This is a genomic window from Streptomyces sp. BA2, from assembly GCF_009769735.1.
GTDB lineage: Bacteria > Actinomycetota > Actinomycetes > Streptomycetales > Streptomycetaceae > Streptomyces.
In genome coordinates this window covers 4,739,120-4,754,959 of the sequence record NZ_WSRO01000002.1, presented here as the reverse complement: position 1 = coordinate 4,754,959, position 15,840 = coordinate 4,739,120, and the positions used below count along the sequence as shown (strand labels likewise).

The 15,840-nt window shown below is 68.1% G+C and carries 15 protein-coding genes; 8 read left to right on the top strand and 7 right to left on the bottom strand.

Features of this window, described 5'->3' with window-relative positions; all coding sequences use genetic code 11:
- Positions 1–85: 85 nt before the first annotated feature.
- The 3 genes from E5671_RS24125 to E5671_RS24115 all read right to left on the bottom strand — a co-directional run bounded on the left by E5671_RS24125 (position 86) and on the right by E5671_RS24115 (position 2,659).
- Complete coding sequence (locus E5671_RS24125; RefSeq protein WP_160506023.1) at positions 86–739, bottom strand: DUF2637 domain-containing protein; 654 nt, start codon at positions 737–739, stop codon at positions 86–88.
- 41 nt (positions 740–780) lie between these two features.
- The gene (locus E5671_RS24120; protein ID WP_336605831.1) at positions 781–2,199 is read right to left on the bottom strand and encodes an FtsK/SpoIIIE domain-containing protein; all 1,419 of its coding nucleotides are present in this window, start codon (positions 2,197–2,199) and stop codon (positions 781–783) included.
- Positions 2,200–2,266: 67 nt separating this feature from the next.
- On the bottom strand, positions 2,267–2,659 hold the full coding sequence (locus tag E5671_RS24115) for an SCO3933 family regulatory protein (RefSeq protein WP_160506022.1): 393 nt from the start codon (positions 2,657–2,659) through the stop codon (positions 2,267–2,269).
- 157 nt (positions 2,660–2,816) lie between these two features.
- Here E5671_RS24115 and E5671_RS24110 point away from each other — a divergent pair, with 157 nt between their 5' ends.
- Complete coding sequence (locus E5671_RS24110) at positions 2,817–3,299, top strand: GntR family transcriptional regulator (RefSeq protein WP_160506021.1); 483 nt, start codon at positions 2,817–2,819, stop codon at positions 3,297–3,299.
- A 1,673-nt stretch (positions 3,300–4,972) separates the two neighbouring features.
- Here the strand turns inward: E5671_RS24110 and E5671_RS24105 are convergent.
- The gene (locus tag E5671_RS24105; protein WP_202121240.1) at positions 4,973–6,313 is read right to left on the bottom strand and encodes a tetratricopeptide repeat protein; all 1,341 of its coding nucleotides are present in this window, start codon (positions 6,311–6,313) and stop codon (positions 4,973–4,975) included.
- Positions 6,314–6,974: 661 nt separating this feature from the next.
- Between E5671_RS24105 and E5671_RS24100 the strand changes: the two genes are divergently transcribed.
- Positions 6,975–7,559, top strand: coding sequence for a hypothetical protein (locus E5671_RS24100; protein WP_237330228.1), 585 nt, complete (start codon positions 6,975–6,977; stop codon positions 7,557–7,559).
- A 5-nt stretch (positions 7,560–7,564) separates the two neighbouring features.
- Here E5671_RS24100 and E5671_RS24095 read toward each other — a convergent pair whose 3' ends face one another.
- Together E5671_RS24095 and E5671_RS47075 are read right to left on the bottom strand one after the other, a co-directional pair.
- Entirely contained in the window at positions 7,565–7,966 is a 402-nt protein-coding gene (locus E5671_RS24095; protein WP_160506019.1) for a hypothetical protein, read from the bottom strand.
- A 72-nt stretch (positions 7,967–8,038) separates the two neighbouring features.
- Positions 8,039–8,650, bottom strand: a complete 612-nt coding sequence (locus tag E5671_RS47075; protein ID WP_336605830.1) for a DnaB-like helicase N-terminal domain-containing protein — start codon at positions 8,648–8,650, stop codon at positions 8,039–8,041.
- Positions 8,651–9,577: 927 nt separating this feature from the next.
- Here E5671_RS47075 and E5671_RS45470 point away from each other — a divergent pair.
- Together E5671_RS45470 and E5671_RS24085 are read left to right on the top strand one after the other, a co-directional pair.
- The gene (locus E5671_RS45470) at positions 9,578–9,811 is read left to right on the top strand and encodes a hypothetical protein (RefSeq protein WP_202121239.1); all 234 of its coding nucleotides are present in this window, start codon (positions 9,578–9,580) and stop codon (positions 9,809–9,811) included.
- Between the two features lie 227 nt (positions 9,812–10,038).
- Positions 10,039–10,752 carry a sensor domain-containing protein gene (locus E5671_RS24085; protein ID WP_160506017.1) on the top strand — a complete coding sequence of 238 codons (714 nt, stop codon included), beginning with the start codon at positions 10,039–10,041 and terminating at the stop codon, positions 10,750–10,752.
- Between the two features lie 84 nt (positions 10,753–10,836).
- Here the strand turns inward: E5671_RS24085 and E5671_RS24080 are convergent, their stop codons facing one another.
- Complete coding sequence (locus E5671_RS24080) at positions 10,837–11,709, bottom strand: bifunctional DNA primase/polymerase (RefSeq protein ID WP_160506016.1); 873 nt, start codon at positions 11,707–11,709, stop codon at positions 10,837–10,839.
- A gap of 371 nt (positions 11,710–12,080) precedes the next feature.
- On the opposite strand from E5671_RS24080, the gene E5671_RS24075 reads away from it, so the two are divergent.
- From E5671_RS24075 to E5671_RS24060, 4 genes are all read left to right on the top strand, one after another.
- On the top strand, positions 12,081–12,392 hold the full coding sequence (locus tag E5671_RS24075; protein WP_160506015.1) for a hypothetical protein: 312 nt from the start codon (positions 12,081–12,083) through the stop codon (positions 12,390–12,392).
- Between the two features lie 199 nt (positions 12,393–12,591).
- Positions 12,592–13,836, top strand: a complete 1,245-nt coding sequence (locus E5671_RS24070; protein ID WP_160506014.1) for an acyl-CoA dehydrogenase family protein — start codon at positions 12,592–12,594, stop codon at positions 13,834–13,836.
- Positions 13,833–14,741, top strand: coding sequence for an OB-fold domain-containing protein (locus E5671_RS24065; protein WP_160506013.1), 909 nt, complete (start codon positions 13,833–13,835; stop codon positions 14,739–14,741). The genes E5671_RS24070 and E5671_RS24065 overlap by 4 nt, the downstream gene beginning before the upstream one ends.
- 1 nt (position 14,742) lies before the next feature.
- Positions 14,743–15,822, top strand: coding sequence for an acyl-CoA dehydrogenase family protein (locus tag E5671_RS24060; protein ID WP_160506012.1), 1,080 nt, complete (start codon positions 14,743–14,745; stop codon positions 15,820–15,822).
- Positions 15,823–15,840 lie beyond the last annotated feature (18 nt).

The following is a 15,840-nucleotide window of genomic DNA, read 5'->3' as shown; positions in this document are numbered from 1 at the left end:
TGCGGCTCGGGGCAGGGAGAACCGTGGCCGGACACGGCCAGCGGTGAGGGGGAAAATTCGCCGAGCCAGGTGGCCGGCGGGCGGCTCAGGCTTTGAGCTGAGCGGCGATGGTGCTCGCCAGGTCCAGCAGCGGGGCGGGCGCCTGGGTGACCGGATCGGCCGGGGCCGCCGGGGCGGGCGCCGGGTCCGACTCAGGAGCAGGAGCAGGAGCAGGAGCGGGAGCCGGAGCCGCGACGGTAGCCGGGGCCGGGTCAGGAGCTGGGGCGGGCACCGGGTCCGGGTCCGGGACAGGAGCCGGAGCCGGTACGGGAGCCGGGGCCGGGTCGGGGATGGGTGTGGCGATGGTGTGGAAGTGGCGGAGCATCTGGGGGCCGACTGCTCCCCAGCCGAGCAGGAGCAGCGGGGCGACCGCGTCGAGGGCGGCGCGGCCGTAGTGTCCGGCGGCGATGGGTTCGGCCACGTTGAGGGCGAGGGTGAGCAGCCCGGACAGGTGCATGAGCCGGGTCGCGCCGCGCAGTTCCCTGCCGGGCACGCCTCGCAAGGAGAGGTAGCGCAGCCCGACGAGGAGGCCGACGACCGACAGATCGACCATGGGGGCGATCAGTGGGGCGATCGGGCGGGGCACGCCCAGGCGCAGCGCCAGGGACCAGACGTTGCCGAAGCTGAACACGAACGCCAGAGCGGCGATGGTGGCCATGACGATGGTTACGGTCCGCTGCGTCACCCGTTCTCCAGCCATGCGAGTCACCTCCTTTCAGCAGGTCTGAGGGTCAGGGGAGTTCACGCGGCGACGAGCGGGCCGCCGTCGTCGTCCGGGGGCAGGACCTTGCGCAGGACCAGGCGTCCGCCCGCGAGGTCGTCCAGGAGCAGGATGGGGCAGCGCATCAGGTGCGCGGTCGCCTCCGCGATCCGAGCCGTGTCCGCATCGGAGACGTAGGGGGTGCGGATGCGGATAAAGCCCTTGCGGTCGTGCGCCTTCATGACCAGGACGCCGACGTAGTCGGGGCCCTGAAGCTCCACCGGGTCCATGTCGGGCCACTCGCGGATGTTGTCGCCCAGCGCGGCCACGGAGGCGTCCGTGGTCTTCTGCGCGAAGGACAGCCCGTAGGGGCACACATCCCGGATGAAGGTGGGGATCGCATCCCCGGTGGCCTTCTGCGTGAGCGGCAGGGTCACGATGCCCGACGAGCGGCCCTTCTTGACGAGGTCTTCCACCAGGCGCGCGTTCTCCGCCGCCAGGGCCGCGAGCCTCTTGGACTTCTCGTCCCGACCCTTGTGGTCGCGGAAGAAGGTGTGCGCTTCGTCGATGATCAAAAAGACGATCGGCCAGTCCTCACGCGGCCCCTTGTGCCACATGTCCGTGGTGCCGAAGACGCTCTTGGTCAACTGGGCGCGGCGCTCCCGCAGTTCAACGAGTTCGGTCAAGAACGCGTTGGCCTCTTCCACGTCATCGCCGACGTAGCGGAACAGACGGTGCGCGATGCTGGCGTAGTCGCCCTGCTCTGCCTTGGACGCCTTGCCGTCGATGACCGCGAACTGAACCAGGGGCGAGGGCGCGAAGTCACAGATCAGGCGGTTGATGAGTGAGGTCTTCCCGTAGCCGGGCAGACCGGCCACCGTGACACCGGGCACCTCCTTGATCGTCGCGGAGGCCGGGACGCCGTACTCGTCGGTGCCCAGGTTCCAGCACGTCACGTCCTTCGGGGGCGCACCCGTGGGCACGTGGGTGGTCGTGATGGCCAACGGGTCCTCCCGCACGCCACGGATGATCACGTAGCCGGGCTTGAGGTCCGGGGTGACCGAGACCCGCACGCACCCCCAGGCGTCCGCCAGGAACCGGGCCGCCTTCTGGAATTCCTCACGGGACACCTTGGGCAGGCACTTGGCCCGCACCACCACGCCGAACCGGTCGGGCGTGACCTTGATGACGGGGGTCAGAATCCGAGGTTCGGGCTTCTGGCCTTCCTTCGTGGTGAGCGAGGCGAGCATCGTGGGGGTCCGGTCGGTCACGGACAGACCCGCCATCGGGGCAAGTCGCTTCCAGCCGCGCCGCACCCGGCCCGCTTGCAGGATGCTCGCCCGCAGCATTGCATCCGCCCGTATGTAGCGGACGATCCACCACACGAGCCAGACGAAGATGAGGGCCAGGCCCGCCCCGACGAGAATCGGGGCGAGCTGCGAGATTTCGGCCAGGCTCACTCACCCGCCTCCCTTTCACCAAGGCCGCCCAGCAGGGCAGCGGGATACGACGTGCAGTCGGTCGTCATCACGCGGCCTTCTTGGACTCGGTTGAAGCGGCGGGCTGCGCGGCCGGAGCGGGCGGCGTGGCCAGATCCAGGGACTTGGCCCGGTAAGCGACACCGTCGGACAGGTTGCCGTTGTTGATGCGCGCCCACGGGGTGGCGAACAGGTCCACCGGGCGGACCACCGACCCGATCTGGAGGCCGTTGGGCAGTCCCGACTCGGGAACGGTGATGCGCATCATCTCCGCGCGGCCGTCCTCCATCAGCATCACCGTGACGTGGAAGAGCCGTTCACCGGTGTCACGGTCCTTGGACTCCTGCGTCTTCTCCATATCCACGTAGCGCTGCTCGGGCAGCGTGCCGACGATGCCGATCGTCGTGTCCAGAATCCGCACGGGGATACGGGTCATTGCCATGAGATGGCTCCTTCATTGGTTCGGTGACCGCTTGTTCGGCCGCCGAGATCAAGTAGACCTAGCCAGGCTAGCCATGTCAAGTGGGATAGCCGACGTGGCTAGGTGCATTCAGGGGAAGGCCTGGGTTAGGTGGGCTAGGCCGGGCTACTCTGAGGCCATGACGAAGCCGACTACCGACGCCCGCCCGCCATACCAGCGGGTTGCCGACGTCCTGCGGCAGGAGATCCAGTCCGGCCACCTCAAGCCCGGCGAGCAGATGCCATCCCACCGCGAGCTGCAAGAGCGGTTCGAGATCGCGAACATGACTGCCCGCAGCGCGCTGCGCGTCCTACGCGAAGAGGGACTCGTCTACACGGTCCAGGGGCGGGGCAGCTACGTCATGGACCGCGAGGGCGCGGCGGACGGGGGCAGCGTCAACCACGCGCCGCCCGCCTGGTGGACCGCGAGCCAGGACACTCCGTCACCCAAGGGGGCAGCCGAGGCCGAGCAGGAGGCGCCGCAGGGCGCGAGCCTTACGGAGGTCCTGCGCGGCGTGGTGGGCCAGCTTGATGCGCTGACTTCCGAGATGGGTGATCTCAGGCATCAGGTGTCCCAACTTCGGGGGAAAGTCGAGGAGCTAGAGTGCCAAGACGGGCGTTGAGCTCTTCAATCCCCTCATGCAGTTCCCATATCTGCCCACGTAGGTCCGCGACCCTTTCCGTGATGTGTTCCAGCAGCCCGCGGATTTCCTCGCTCAGCGCGTCCCTCCCCGTCCTCGTGCCGTTGCTCATGCCGTCAGTACTCCACACAGCCCTTACCGCCCCGCTTACCAAAGCCGCCCGCAGCGGCCACAGTTGAGTCACAACGCCTGTGGTAAATGCCGTGGTAAGCGACCGTCGCGGCCGTGACTACCAATCTGGCGTACGTGTCGGACACCAGCGCGGGCCGATCCCGCCCCACGGGCAACAGTCCGGCGATTTCCCGCGCTGCGGCGATCTGATCCGTCTCTGTATCCCGCCTTGCGCATCACGCGTCGCCTCCTTCGGTACGCCGCAGGCCATGCACCCGCAGGGACACCTCTAGGTTCCGGAGAAACGCCGGTTTGGGTAACCGGTGATCGTCGGCTATGTTGCCGCCAGCTCACGCCCGACCGCCTCATGCCTGAACCTCCTTCTCTCGGGTCTCATCTGGTACAGGTCGAATTTCCGGCCCCGGTGTGACACCTGCGCCGTCCCAATTTCCAGTCGCCCCCCACATCACAGTCACAGCCCTGCGGACAAGTCGAACCAAGTACGCATAGTGGGAACTCTCTTCCTGGAAACGGGCACCTTCTGACACCCCCGTAGAGGTGTCGTTTCTGCTGAATGTGTGACCCCCGCCAGGCGTGACGCGCACCACTTCGCCTTCAGATCAACTCCTTCCTACGGGAAGGGGATCGCCAGAACTCTGTTTGTGACACCGGACCTGAAATTGCCCAGAACATCCCGGTAACGCCCCCTTACGGCCAGCAGTGCGATCACCCGTGTGATCGACGGGCGCAATGAATCACAAGAACCGGCTGTGGATAACTTTTCGCGACCAGACGCCCCTTGACGCCCAGGAGCATCCTGGCCCGATCAGCCTGTGGATAGATCTGGGCGACCCGGAGCACAGACCAAGTTGAACTTGGGCAATTGCTAATCAATCGGGAATTTCTGCCGCCAAAGTCCGAGCACGGGCAGCGCTCGCACAGAACGAGGCAGGCCGCGCCGAAGCAGCACGCAAGCGCGAAGCCGAAAGCGCTCGGCAGGCGCACGTGTTCAGACTTTCTCTACTGATTCAAGGCGGCCCGCTGACGCGGGCCGCGCGGCGCGGCGGCCGTGCCGCCGCTTCACTCCTGTCTGCCGCCCCGCTGCGCGACGCCCCCGCCACTCGCGCCGCAAGCCCGAAGAGGCGGGCAGCAGGACCCAGGCAGAACCCCGACCAGGTAGCAGCCGAATGGCACGGCCAGGCGCAGCGAGAGCACCACCGAGGCAGCCACGACCAAGCCCAGCGCGCCCAACTCGCCAGGGCAGCAGGAATCCGCGGTGACCACATGCCGTGCTCGCCGAGGCCCCGTGGCTGGGGCGGACGGCCTCCACGGCTTTAGCCACCTCTTCGGGCCGGGGCCCGCGTCGGGCAAGGCCAGGGGGCCACTCGTTCAAATTCCGGGCAGGTGCAAAGCCTGCCCGAGTTGCCGGGAAGCGTACGGCCCCCTGACCATGCCCGACCCCAACCCAAACAGGACACCGGCCAAAGCCGCTCCGGCCGGCCGCGTGGGTCAGTGCGCCGCTCATTGGGCTGAGGCGCCGCAGATCAACTGACCAATGACGGGGGTGCGATCGTTCGCGCGCGGTCGTAGAGGTCGCGGGCCGCAGCGTTCTTCAGGTGCGGCCGGATGAGGCTGAACATCGTCTTCACGCGGTCGTCGGCCCGTCCGGATTGGACCATGGGGTAGTCGTCGAGCGCCTGGTGCCAGGTGGAGCAGGCCGCTTCCAAGTGGCCTATCTCCAGTTGCCGTTCTGCCAGCGTGGCACGGTGCCGAACCCGTGCGCGCCGGTAGACGCTGAAGCGGACCTTGTCTGACTGCTGCATGGCTTCGACTGCCCCAGGCACATCGCCGAGCTCGTAACGCACTTGGCTGATGTGGTAGTTGAGCGACGACGGATCGTACGAGCCGAACGCCTTACCGCGAGACTCGGCACGGTCCATGGCCGCCTCTGCCTCCCGGATATACCGCAAGGCGTTCGCGCGGTCGCCTGTCTGCGCAGCCGTGTGCGCCTGCTGACCGGCCAGGAAGGCCCGCATCCGAGGACCGGCTTTCGGGGACGCTGCGGCAGCAGCATCCGCGAGTTCCATGGCTTTGGACCCATGGTGCAGGTCGACCGCTTGAACGCTCATGCCACGCAAGGTCGTGCAGTACGTCAGGTGATCCTCAGCCGCCCCAGCCAGCTCCAGGGCCTTGATGTAATAGCGCTGGGCGAGCCCGTGCAGCCCCTCATCCACGGCCATGTAGCCGGTCAGGTAGAGCAGGTCCGAGGCAGCGGACTGCATCGCTTGCCGGACATCGGCGGGAGCATCGGCGCGCAGGTACGAGGCGACTGTGTTGACCATGAACGAGGCCGCCATGGGACGTGCGTGACGTCCGCCGAATTGGTCGTCCAGCTCTGAGACGCGCTCAGTCATCGCTATGACCATGTCTACTTCGTTCATGCCGATGCGTGACGCGCGTCCGGACTGCACGGCCTCAGCGCGTCCGATGACGTCGGGCCACCCGGGGATCGTCAAGGCGACCGAGAACAGGCCCGCACCGAGGACTCTGCGGCGGGACGGGTCCATATCTTGCCTCCCCAGATCGATCAGCCCTTCCACGGTATCCGTGGAGACAGGGGAGTGATCGAGGGGAACGGGCAGGCCCGCTTCAGCATGCGTGACCGGACGGCCGAGCCGACGGGAGAAGGCTTCGAGGATGCAGCCCCGCACGGCGTCACGCGGGACGGTGCCGCCAAGCCAGTGGCTCACGGCTGACTCGTCGTAGCGCAAGGGGGTGCCGGTTTCCGTGCCTATGCGGTTTACGGCCCGTGCGAACTGGCGGTACGTCCAACGGCTCTCAGTGAGCAGGTGGCCGAGCGCCCCGTTCGGTTCGCGCTTCGCCATGACTCTCAACTCCCCACGCTCTTGCGTGCTTTCAAGGCTTTCAAGTCCCGAGGGTGCTGCAACGGTACCGCCGTGCGTGGTCGCGCGGTTGCGTAGAGCACACGAAAGATCGGCGAACGGCTCGCCACAGAGATCTCCGCCGAGGAGCTGAGTCATGAGAAGCGAAGCGCGGGCAGTGCTTGCCCAGATGACCGAGAAGCAGGGCACAGACGGAGTGCTGAAGCTCGACACCGGTGACGGGCGCGAGCTGCCTCCAGGGTCGATGAAGTACCCACCGTGCCAGTGCCCCCAGCATCGCGCCGGTCAGGCACAGGAGCCCCCCAGTGACGTGCTCGGAGCCAAGGTTCGAGAGGCCAATGCACGCAGTGCTGGCGGCCAGCCGTGAGCCGGTTAACCGCCCGCGTAACGAGCTACGCCGGGCCCCTCCTGATCATCGCCATCTCGGCATCGATCGGGTTCGTACTCGGTGTGACTGCCGCAAGCCCGACCACCCCATGAACTCCTCCCTGGCCGCGTGAAGTGGCTCCCCCACGGGCGGCCAGGGAGGGCTGTACTGCCGCCCACGTACGGCGGTAGCTCCCCGTTCGACTGCCTTGGCGTGACGGCGGTTGGCAGCCGGACGAGCCCACCGATGCACCAACCAACGAAGGAGAGTGCAGCAGTGTCCACAACGCTAGTACGGCCCGCGCCGGAGATCGTGGCGCGGCGAGCCCGCGACATCCTCGCGATCGTCGAGGCTGACCGGGAGTTCGACCGGTTGCGCACGGCATGCTCGAAGTACGACGAGGACTGGCAGTGCTTCATGGGGTACGCCCTGGTGAACGGGTTCGACGTCGCGAAGGACACCGAGCCTCTGTTCCCCGAGGCCATGCGCGCCATGGCGATCAAGTCGGCCATCTACGAGATGACGGACCAGAATGAGGAGGCAGCAGAGATTCCCGTAGCGGTGCCCGTCGACGAGATGATCCATGCGCTTGCCGCTCAGTTCACCGTGCTCTGCCGCATCCAGGACCGTACGAACATCAGGTTCGTGCACGCCACTGACCGCGAGGCCATCGGCGAGTGGGACCACGGCGACTACACCCACCAGGTCTACCGGGCGGCGTGGGGACCGATGAACGAGCGCTACTGGTTCGGCAAGGAGGAGACCGCCAGGCGCAAGGCGGTCGTCACCGCGAAGTACGGCCCCATCGGCATCCTTGACGGTGGCCGCCGCTTCGCTCCCGGTTTCCCCATGGCGAGCTAGGAGCGCTAGTTGAAGGCACGGCGTAGCGCCAAGGTCGCGTCGACCTCTGGGAAGACACGCCGGATCTCGCGGTCTGCCAGGTCGATCAGCAGCTCCAGCGCGCCAGGGGCTGCGCCGTGCACCAGCTCACGCAGGTACCCATCGAGGTCCGCGACGTCATCGGGTAGCGCGACGTCCCCGAGTAGAGCCACACCGTCCGTCTTGTACGGCGCGGGCGGTAGGCCCACCTTCTCCGGGTGAACGCAGACAGGCACACCACGCAGGGTGTACCTGTGACCGTCCTCGGGACTGAAGGGACACTCACGAGACGGACGCTCGACCACGTCGAACTCACCGAGCGGAAAGAGTCGCGACGGACAGATGCCGCACGCTCGGTGGCCGTCACCGGACACGAATGCCTCAGCCATGGGCGGCAGCGTAGCGCGACCGGCACGGTGAGGACGGCGGGCTCTAGGGTCGCCACTCTTGAGGGCGGCCGATCAGGACGCCGGGCTTTCCCCTGTCGCCGACTGCTTCCAGTCCGGATGCAGCTTGGAGACCCGTTCGAATGCCCTCCGCACCCGGGCAGCGTCCGATTGAGGATCGAACACTGAGGCCAGTAGTTCTTCGCGGGCGTCTGAGGAAGCACGTACCTTTCGCGCGCTGAGGGCGGCAAAGTCGGGCACGCTAATTCCTGCTTTGTAGGCGCCCTTGATGGCTACCTTTACGCACTCGAACAGGTAGTCCTCACCACCGCAGAATTCGAGTTGTCCACGCCGTGCGAGCAGTGTGGCAACCTGCGGTACGCCTACGGGCTTCCCCGCATTGTGGAGATCCATGATCGCCTGGTGGATCAGGCCGTTTCGACTGACGAACGGACTGGCTAGGAAGCTGGAGCGAGTGGCACTGGATGACGAGCTGTTTCCGCTCGCTGACTCTCGTGTGGGGCTGTCACCTGGAGTCTGGGCGGCAGAGACTGCTGCATGCGCTTCGTCCCACAGAGCCTTGAAGCGGTTGATCTCAACATCTGCAACAAGGCGAGGCCTGGCTTGGTGAGCTAGCTGCTCCACAACCACTTCCACCACGCCCCACGACGGCAGAGAGGGCTTCACGAAGGCATGGTGGATGTTCGTGTGGCTGGTTGCCTTCCCTACGGCTAGATAGAGCTTTCTAGCTGAGGGGTAACCCGCCTTGCCGTGCAGTGTGTGGAGTTCGCGATTGAGGGCCCGGAGAGGGCCTTCAGGCAGCTTCGGCCTAAGCCACTGTGGCATGTGGTGACCCCCTGGCTGTCTCCCCCATATGACCTGTCCATGATGTCACCTAGCGTCATGAACTGTAAGGGACCGTAAGAGATCACAAGGGGACTGTCAGAAGCCGTCAATCTAGGCTGACCACTGCTGACGCTGGATCCAAGACATCTACTTGGAGAGGTAAATGGATCGCATCAGCACCCGCAGTCTTCTGCTCTTGCTCGTCGGGGCCTTCACGGTCTACTTGGTCTTGGAGCACCCGACCATGGGAGCAGCCATTGGGGTGGCCGCCGCAGTGGTGGCCCTTCTGCACGAGCTTCTGCAAAGGTAGCCGAGGCAGCGGCGTCCCACGGATCGAACGCAGCGCGTGGTTCGTAGGAGCGGAACCGAGGCAGTGGACCCGGTGTGGACCAGAGGCGGCCGATCCAGTCGGCATCCTAGAAAACGTGCAGGTCAGACGCGGCCCATCCACCCTCCCAGCACGTTCTTGAAAACCGTCGTGGCGAGAGTCACCGTGGGTTCAAATCCCACACCCACCGCAGTGATTGAGAGCCTCTGACCAGCGGAACCGGTCGGGGGCTCTCGCTGTTTCAGGGCCCCGTGGCTGCGCCCTCCTCCCGTGGTTGTCCGGCCGTTCGGGCATGTGAGGGACATTGCGCCGGACTGGGCACGCGCCATGGATGAACCCAATACTCCACGTGGACGCTGCCCGGCGAGCCTCGGAGGAGGTGTGGGGCGAGTGCGGTGTTGTTCTACAAGATCACTGGATTCGTCTCCAAGGAGAAACTCGTGTTGAAGCGCATCGCATCCGCCCTCGCCGTAGCCACCGTCGCCGGATTCCTGGCCGCCGGCACCGCCGTCGCTTCCGACGGTCCCACCGGCACCTTCGACGAGGGCCGCTACGCAGGGCAGTCGTTCACCAACATGGGCGGCCAGTACGGGATCACCACCGCCGGCCATGTGGACGGCGGGCACCGCGACGGGACCGCCCTCAACGGGGTCTTCGACGGGTTCAACCACTGACGGCTTCTCCGTCTGGCTGGTCAAGGGGGTGTCTCTCACTGAGAGGCACCCCCTTCCCGCACCCCGGACGCTTCGGCCTCGCTCGGGGGTGGTGTCAGCAACACCCCCGAGAGGGCGGGTCGCCGTATGTCCCGGGCCGCTCGGATTCGCGAACGTGGAGGACGTCAGCACGGCACGTCCCCGGCATGTCCCCGGCACGTCCCCACCGCGAAGATTCGAGGCCCTTCATGAGCACCAGTGCACTGCCGCAGCCGTACGCAGCCGCTCCCTCTGCTCCCTCCTCCGAGCGCTCCGCGGGGTCGCCGGGCTTCTGGCGGGCGCCGTTCGCCGCCTCCACGTACCGGGAGATCGGCTACACGGTGGCGTCGCTGCCCATCGCCATAGTGGGCTTCACCTTCGCCGTGACGATGTTCTCGCTCGGCATGGGTCTCTTCGTCACCGTGCTCGGACTGCCGGTCCTCGCGGCCGCGTTGGGCGGAGCGCGGGGGCTCGGCGCCGCCGAGCGGGGGCGGGCTCGGGCGCAGCTGGGGCTCGATGTCGCCGGGCCCGCTGCGGTGGAGACGCCGCGGGGCGCGGGTGCGTGGGCGGGGATGCGGGCACGGCTCTCGGACGGCGCGGGCTGGCGGGCCCTGCTCTTCCAGGTCGTGATGTTCCCGTCGCGCGTCGTGTCCTTCGTCTTCAGCGTGACGTTCCTGGTCACCGGCTGGGTGGTCGCGCTCCTCCCGGCGTACTCCTGGGTGTTCCCCCGTTACGTCGACTGGCCCGGCTACCGGCTGTTCGACTACACCTCCGGCGGCGAGCGCCACGCGTTCTACCTGGAGTCGCCGGTGCAGATCGCGGGGGCGTCCCTGGTCGGCCTCGCCATTGTCTTCCTCACACCGAAGCTGGTCCGCGCCCTGACGAACATCGACCGTGCGGCCATCCGTTCGATGCTCGGATAGCCGCGACGGCCAGCGGTAAGGGGCGTCCGCCATTGCGGGCGCCCCTTACCGCGTGCTCCTCTACCGCGCGCTCTTCAGCTCCCGTCACGCGTGTCCCGTCAGCCGTGCCGCCGACGCGATCGTCGAGCGGGCCTCGTGTTGCGTGAGGCCGACCCGGAGCGCGGCAGCGACGAGTTCGTCGGCCAGGGGCTCGCCGATGCCGTTCTCGTAGGCGCGGCAGGCGGCCCAGAACAGGCGGGTGTTGCGCTGCCCCTCATGCGCGGCGAGCACGAACTGGACCAGGCCCTGGCCCCGTTGGACCGGGGCCGGCATCTGCGGGAGCGTGGGGTGGTGGGCGCGGGGCGGGGGCGTGAGCAGGCGCAGCAGCGCTGGCGGACAGTTCGCCGGAGGGAGATGTGCGGTGCCGGCCACGGCGCTGTAGACGCCGTGCTCGGTGCGCGAGCCGGGGCCGACGAGGTAGCCGCCGGCGCCCCTGATGTCGATGCCGGGGGCCAGACGCCCCGCGGAGTTGGGGACGACGGCGTCGGGAGGGCCCGCGAGCCAGATGTGGCGGCCACCGCTCGGGGTCGCCACGACGACCGTGGCCGGGATCGTGAAGAGGTGGCGCAGCGCCAGTTCCCGCAGGGCTGCCGGAGCGTCCGTACCGGACTTGGTGTCCAGGTCGATGCCGATCAGATGGTGCGGGGCCAACCCGCACGCGATGCCGTAGCCGGTGGCCCAGGGGGCGGCGGTGAAGAGCTCGCGGATGCGCCACGGATCGGTCGACGCGTCGTACACGCCGTGTCCGGGGCGGCCGCATTCGCCGTGACAGGGGGCCGGTTCGGGCTGCTCGTGGTGGGGGGAGCGGAGCGCAGGCAGCTTGGTCCGGGAGAGCGGGATCACCGCGAGGCCGCGCTCGGCGGCGGACAGGGCGTGGGCGAGTGCGAGTGCTGTGGCATGGCGGTCGATGGTGGCCATGCCTTCATTTTCGTACAAGCGTTCGAAGAAGGGAAGAGGGGGCGGGCACGGCGCGCGGGCGAAACACGGATGCGCCCGCCGATCTTCCTTGAGAGCCGGAACGCTTCAGCCCGTGCGGCGCCTGGGTTTGGGCGGGTTATTGGGGGCTGAACAGGGGCTTTGATGGAACGAAGCATGTTTATCGACTTGTACTCACGCTTGCGGGGGAATTGGGGCTTCCGGGGTGGTTCGCCGGGGATTCGGTGGGCAACTCTGGACTCGCGACGTCGTACAGAACCCACGAGGCGGTCGGCCAACCGCCTTGAAACAAGCGGCACTTCAGGTACTCCCGGCACGTCGCCGGTGCGTACCCCCGTAACGGAGGAACTGACATGGCAAGCATCCGTACCGCCCGCGTCATCGCTGCAGCCGCAGCCCTGCCCCTGGCTGCCGCACTCTTCTCGGGTGTCGCGACGGCTGACAACGGCGCCTTCGCGAACGACGGATCGAATGCGGGCGTAGCGACTGTCAACGGCAGCGGCGTCGGCGGCAACAACAGCGGCAACTCGTCCACGTCGCAGCAGCAGGCCGTCGGCTCAGGCGCCTCGAACCAGAACAACACCGCCCAGGTGAACGGCTCGGCGTTCACGGCGATCGACCAGTCGAACGAGAACATCGCCGTCAACTTCACCCACCTCTGGTGAGGTGACGGCCCTCCGGGGTAGCTCCTGGGGCCTGCTCGATGGGGTGTGTGACGTTCTGCGCGGCGGTGCATCTGCACCGCCGCGCAGGCGCGTCCGGCTCCCGCATCGAGGGAGATCTCTTGACACCGCGCCAGTTTCTGACGGACAGTCAGAAACCAATGTCGGTGCGACGCCCTTACGCGAAGGAGAGGCCGCCGCCGTGCACCTCGCCCCCACCGAGCGCCAACAGCAGCTGCGCGCCGAACTGCGTGCCTACTTCCGCGATCTGATGCCGGCAGGTCCGCCCGAAGGGGGCGACCTGGAGGGGCAGCGCCGGCTGCTGCGGCGCATCGGGGCAGACGGCATGCTGGGCCTCGGCTGGCCGGTCGAGTACGGCGGGCAGGGGCGCGGGCCCGACGAACAGTTCGTCTTCTTCGACGAGGCCTACCGCGCGGGCGCGCCCGTATCGATGGTCACCCTGAACACCGTCGGGCCGACCCTCATGAAGTACGGCACCGAGGAGCAGAAGGCCACCTTCCTTCCGCGCATCCTCAGCGGTGACCTCGTCTTCGCGATCGGCTACAGCGAGCCGTCGGCGGGGACGGACCTGGCCTCGCTGCGGACGCGGGCGGTGCGCGAGGGCGAGGGGTCAGGGAGGCCCGCGGGGTCTGCGGGGCCCGAGGGGTCTGAGGGGTCTGCGGGGTCCGATGGCACGTGGGTCATCGACGGGCAGAAGATCTTCACGTCGAACGCCCAGAACGCCGACTGGATCTGGCTGGCCTGCCGCACCGACCCCGAAGCCCCCAAGCACCAGGGCATCTCGATCATCCTCGTGCCGACCGACGCGCCCGGCTTCTCGTGGACGCCGATCGAGACGGTGGGCGGTCTGACGACGACGGCGACGTACTACGACGGAATCCGCGTGCCCGCCACGAACCTCGTCGGTGAGGAGAACGGCGGCTGGGGGCTCATCACCAACCAGCTCAACCACGAGCGGGTGGCGCTCGCCGCGATCGGCATGCAGGCCGAGGATTTCTACGCCGCTGCCCTCGCCTTCGCCCGTACGCCCGATCCGGTGACGGGCGAGCGCCGGATTGACGCTCCGTGGGTCCGGTCCAGGCTGGCCGAAGCACAGGCGCGGCTGTCGGCAACGCGCCTGCTCAACTGGCGTTTGGTGGGGGATGTCGGGGCGGGTGCGCTGGCGCCGGGAGACGCGAGCGGCGTGAAGTTCGTGGGAACCGAATCGGCGGTGGAGGTGTACCGAATATGTCAGGAAGTCACGGGCGAGGCGGGCCTGGTCCGGGCCGGTTCATCCGGGTCCCTGACGCTCGGCACGGCCGGTGAGGGGGAGTTGGAGCGGATGAACAGGGCGGCACAGATCAATACGTTCGGGGGCGGGGTGAGCGAGGTGCAGCGGGAGATCGTGGCGACGATGCGCCTCGGGATGCGGAGGGGACGGCGGTGACCGATCTTTCGTACGAGACGCTGAAGGCGTTCGAGGGGCGGGCGGCCGCCACGTCGGGCGTGGGCAAGGACCCGGTCAACGAGCCGATGATCCGGCACTGGTGCGAGGCCATGGGCGACACGAACTCGGCCTATGCGGGGGCGGACCCGATCGCTCCGCCGACCATGCTCCAGGCCTGGACGATGGGCGGGCTCTCCGGACACCAAGGGCGTTCGGCGGCGTACGACGAGTTGTTCGCGCTCCTGGACGGCGCGGGGTACACCTCGGTCGTGGCCACGGACTGCGAGCAGGAGTATCTGCGGGCGCTGCGGCCGGGGGACGAGATCACCTTCGACGCGGTCATCGAGTCGGTGTCGGAGCGCAAGACGACCAAGCTGGGCACGGGCCATTTCGTCACGACCCGGATGGACATCAGAGCGGACGGCGAGCCCGCGGGGACCCACCGCTTCCGAATCCTGAAGTACGCACCCGCGCAGCGAAAACCCCAGGGCAAGCGGCCCCGCCCGGTGATCAATCGGGACAACGCGGGATTCTGGGAAGGCGTGGCCCGCCACCAGCTCCTGATCCAGCGCTGCGGCGGCTGCCAGACGCTGCGCTTCCCCTGGCTGCCCGGCTGCAATGCATGCGGTGCGCTCGTGTGGGACACGGTCGAGGCGAGCGGCGAGGGCACGGTCTACTCGTACGTCGTCATGCACCACCCGCCCTTCCCCGCCTTCGATCCCCCGTACGCCGTCGGGCTCATCGACCTGGCGGAGGGCGTGCGCATGGTCAGCAATGTGGTGGGCGTGCCCAGCGACAAGGTGCGGATCGGGCAGCCGGTGCGGCTCGAATTCCAGCAGGTGGACAAGGAGTTGGAGCTCCCGGTGTTCCGGGCCGTCGAGAGCATGGCGGGGGGCGGGGTCTGACATGGACTTCACACCCACGGAGGAGCAGGCCGCCGCACGGGACCTTGCCGGAGAGATCTTCGGAGACCTGGCTACTCCCGAGCGGCTCACGGCGGCGGGCACAGCATCGGACGCCGAGCTGTGGAAGGCGCTGTGCGCCGCGGGGCTGCCGGGTGCGGTGGAGGAGGTCGGGTTGCTCGGCCTCGTGCTGCTGCTTGAGGAGCAGGGGAGGACGACGGCACAGGTGCCGTTCGCGGCGAGCTGTGTCTTCGGGCTGCTCGCGGTAGCGGCGCATGGCACGGAGGAGCAGCGGGGGCGTCTGCTGCCGGGGCTGCGGGACGGCACGGCGGTCGCGACGGGAGCTTTTCCGGCGCGGGGCGGCGTGGTGGCCTCCGGGGAGGGAGCCCCGGGCGGTGCGACTGCCGCGAAGCTGACCGGGGTCGTGCCATGGGTGCCGTGGCTGCGAGATGCCACGGAGGTCCTGGTGGCGGTGCGCGACCCGGCGCCGCGGGGCGGCCACAGCCTGTGGAGAGTGCGGGTGGCCGACGCGGAATCGGAGCCCGTGGAGCTGACCGCGCCCTGGGCGGCGGGGCGGCTGGTCCTGGACGGGACTCCCGGGGAGCGGATCGGAGGGGAAGGGGCATACGAGGACGTCCTGGCGAGCGCGCGGACGGCCTTCGCCGGACTGCAGGCCGGAGTGTGCGCGGGATCTTTGGCCCGCGCGGTGGCGCACACGAACGAACGGGAGCAGTTCGGCCGGCCTCTCGCGGCCAAGCAAGGGGTTCAACTCCGGGCGGCCGACGCCCATATGGACACCGAGGCGATGCGGGTCACGGCGTACGAGGCGGCCTGGCGGCGCGACGTCGGCCTGCCGTACGGCACGCATGCGCTGACCGCCGCGTGGTGGGCGTCGGAGGGTGGAAAGCGCGTCGTGCACGCGGGCCAGCATCTGCACGGCGGTATGGGAGCCGACCTCGACCATCCCGTGCACCGGCACTTCCTGTGGGGACGGCAGCTGGACGCGTATCTGGGGTGCGGGAGCGAAGTCCTGGAGGAAATGGGCGACTTGATCGCACGGAGCACGCACGAGGGGGCGGCATGACGGGGGGACAGGGTGCTG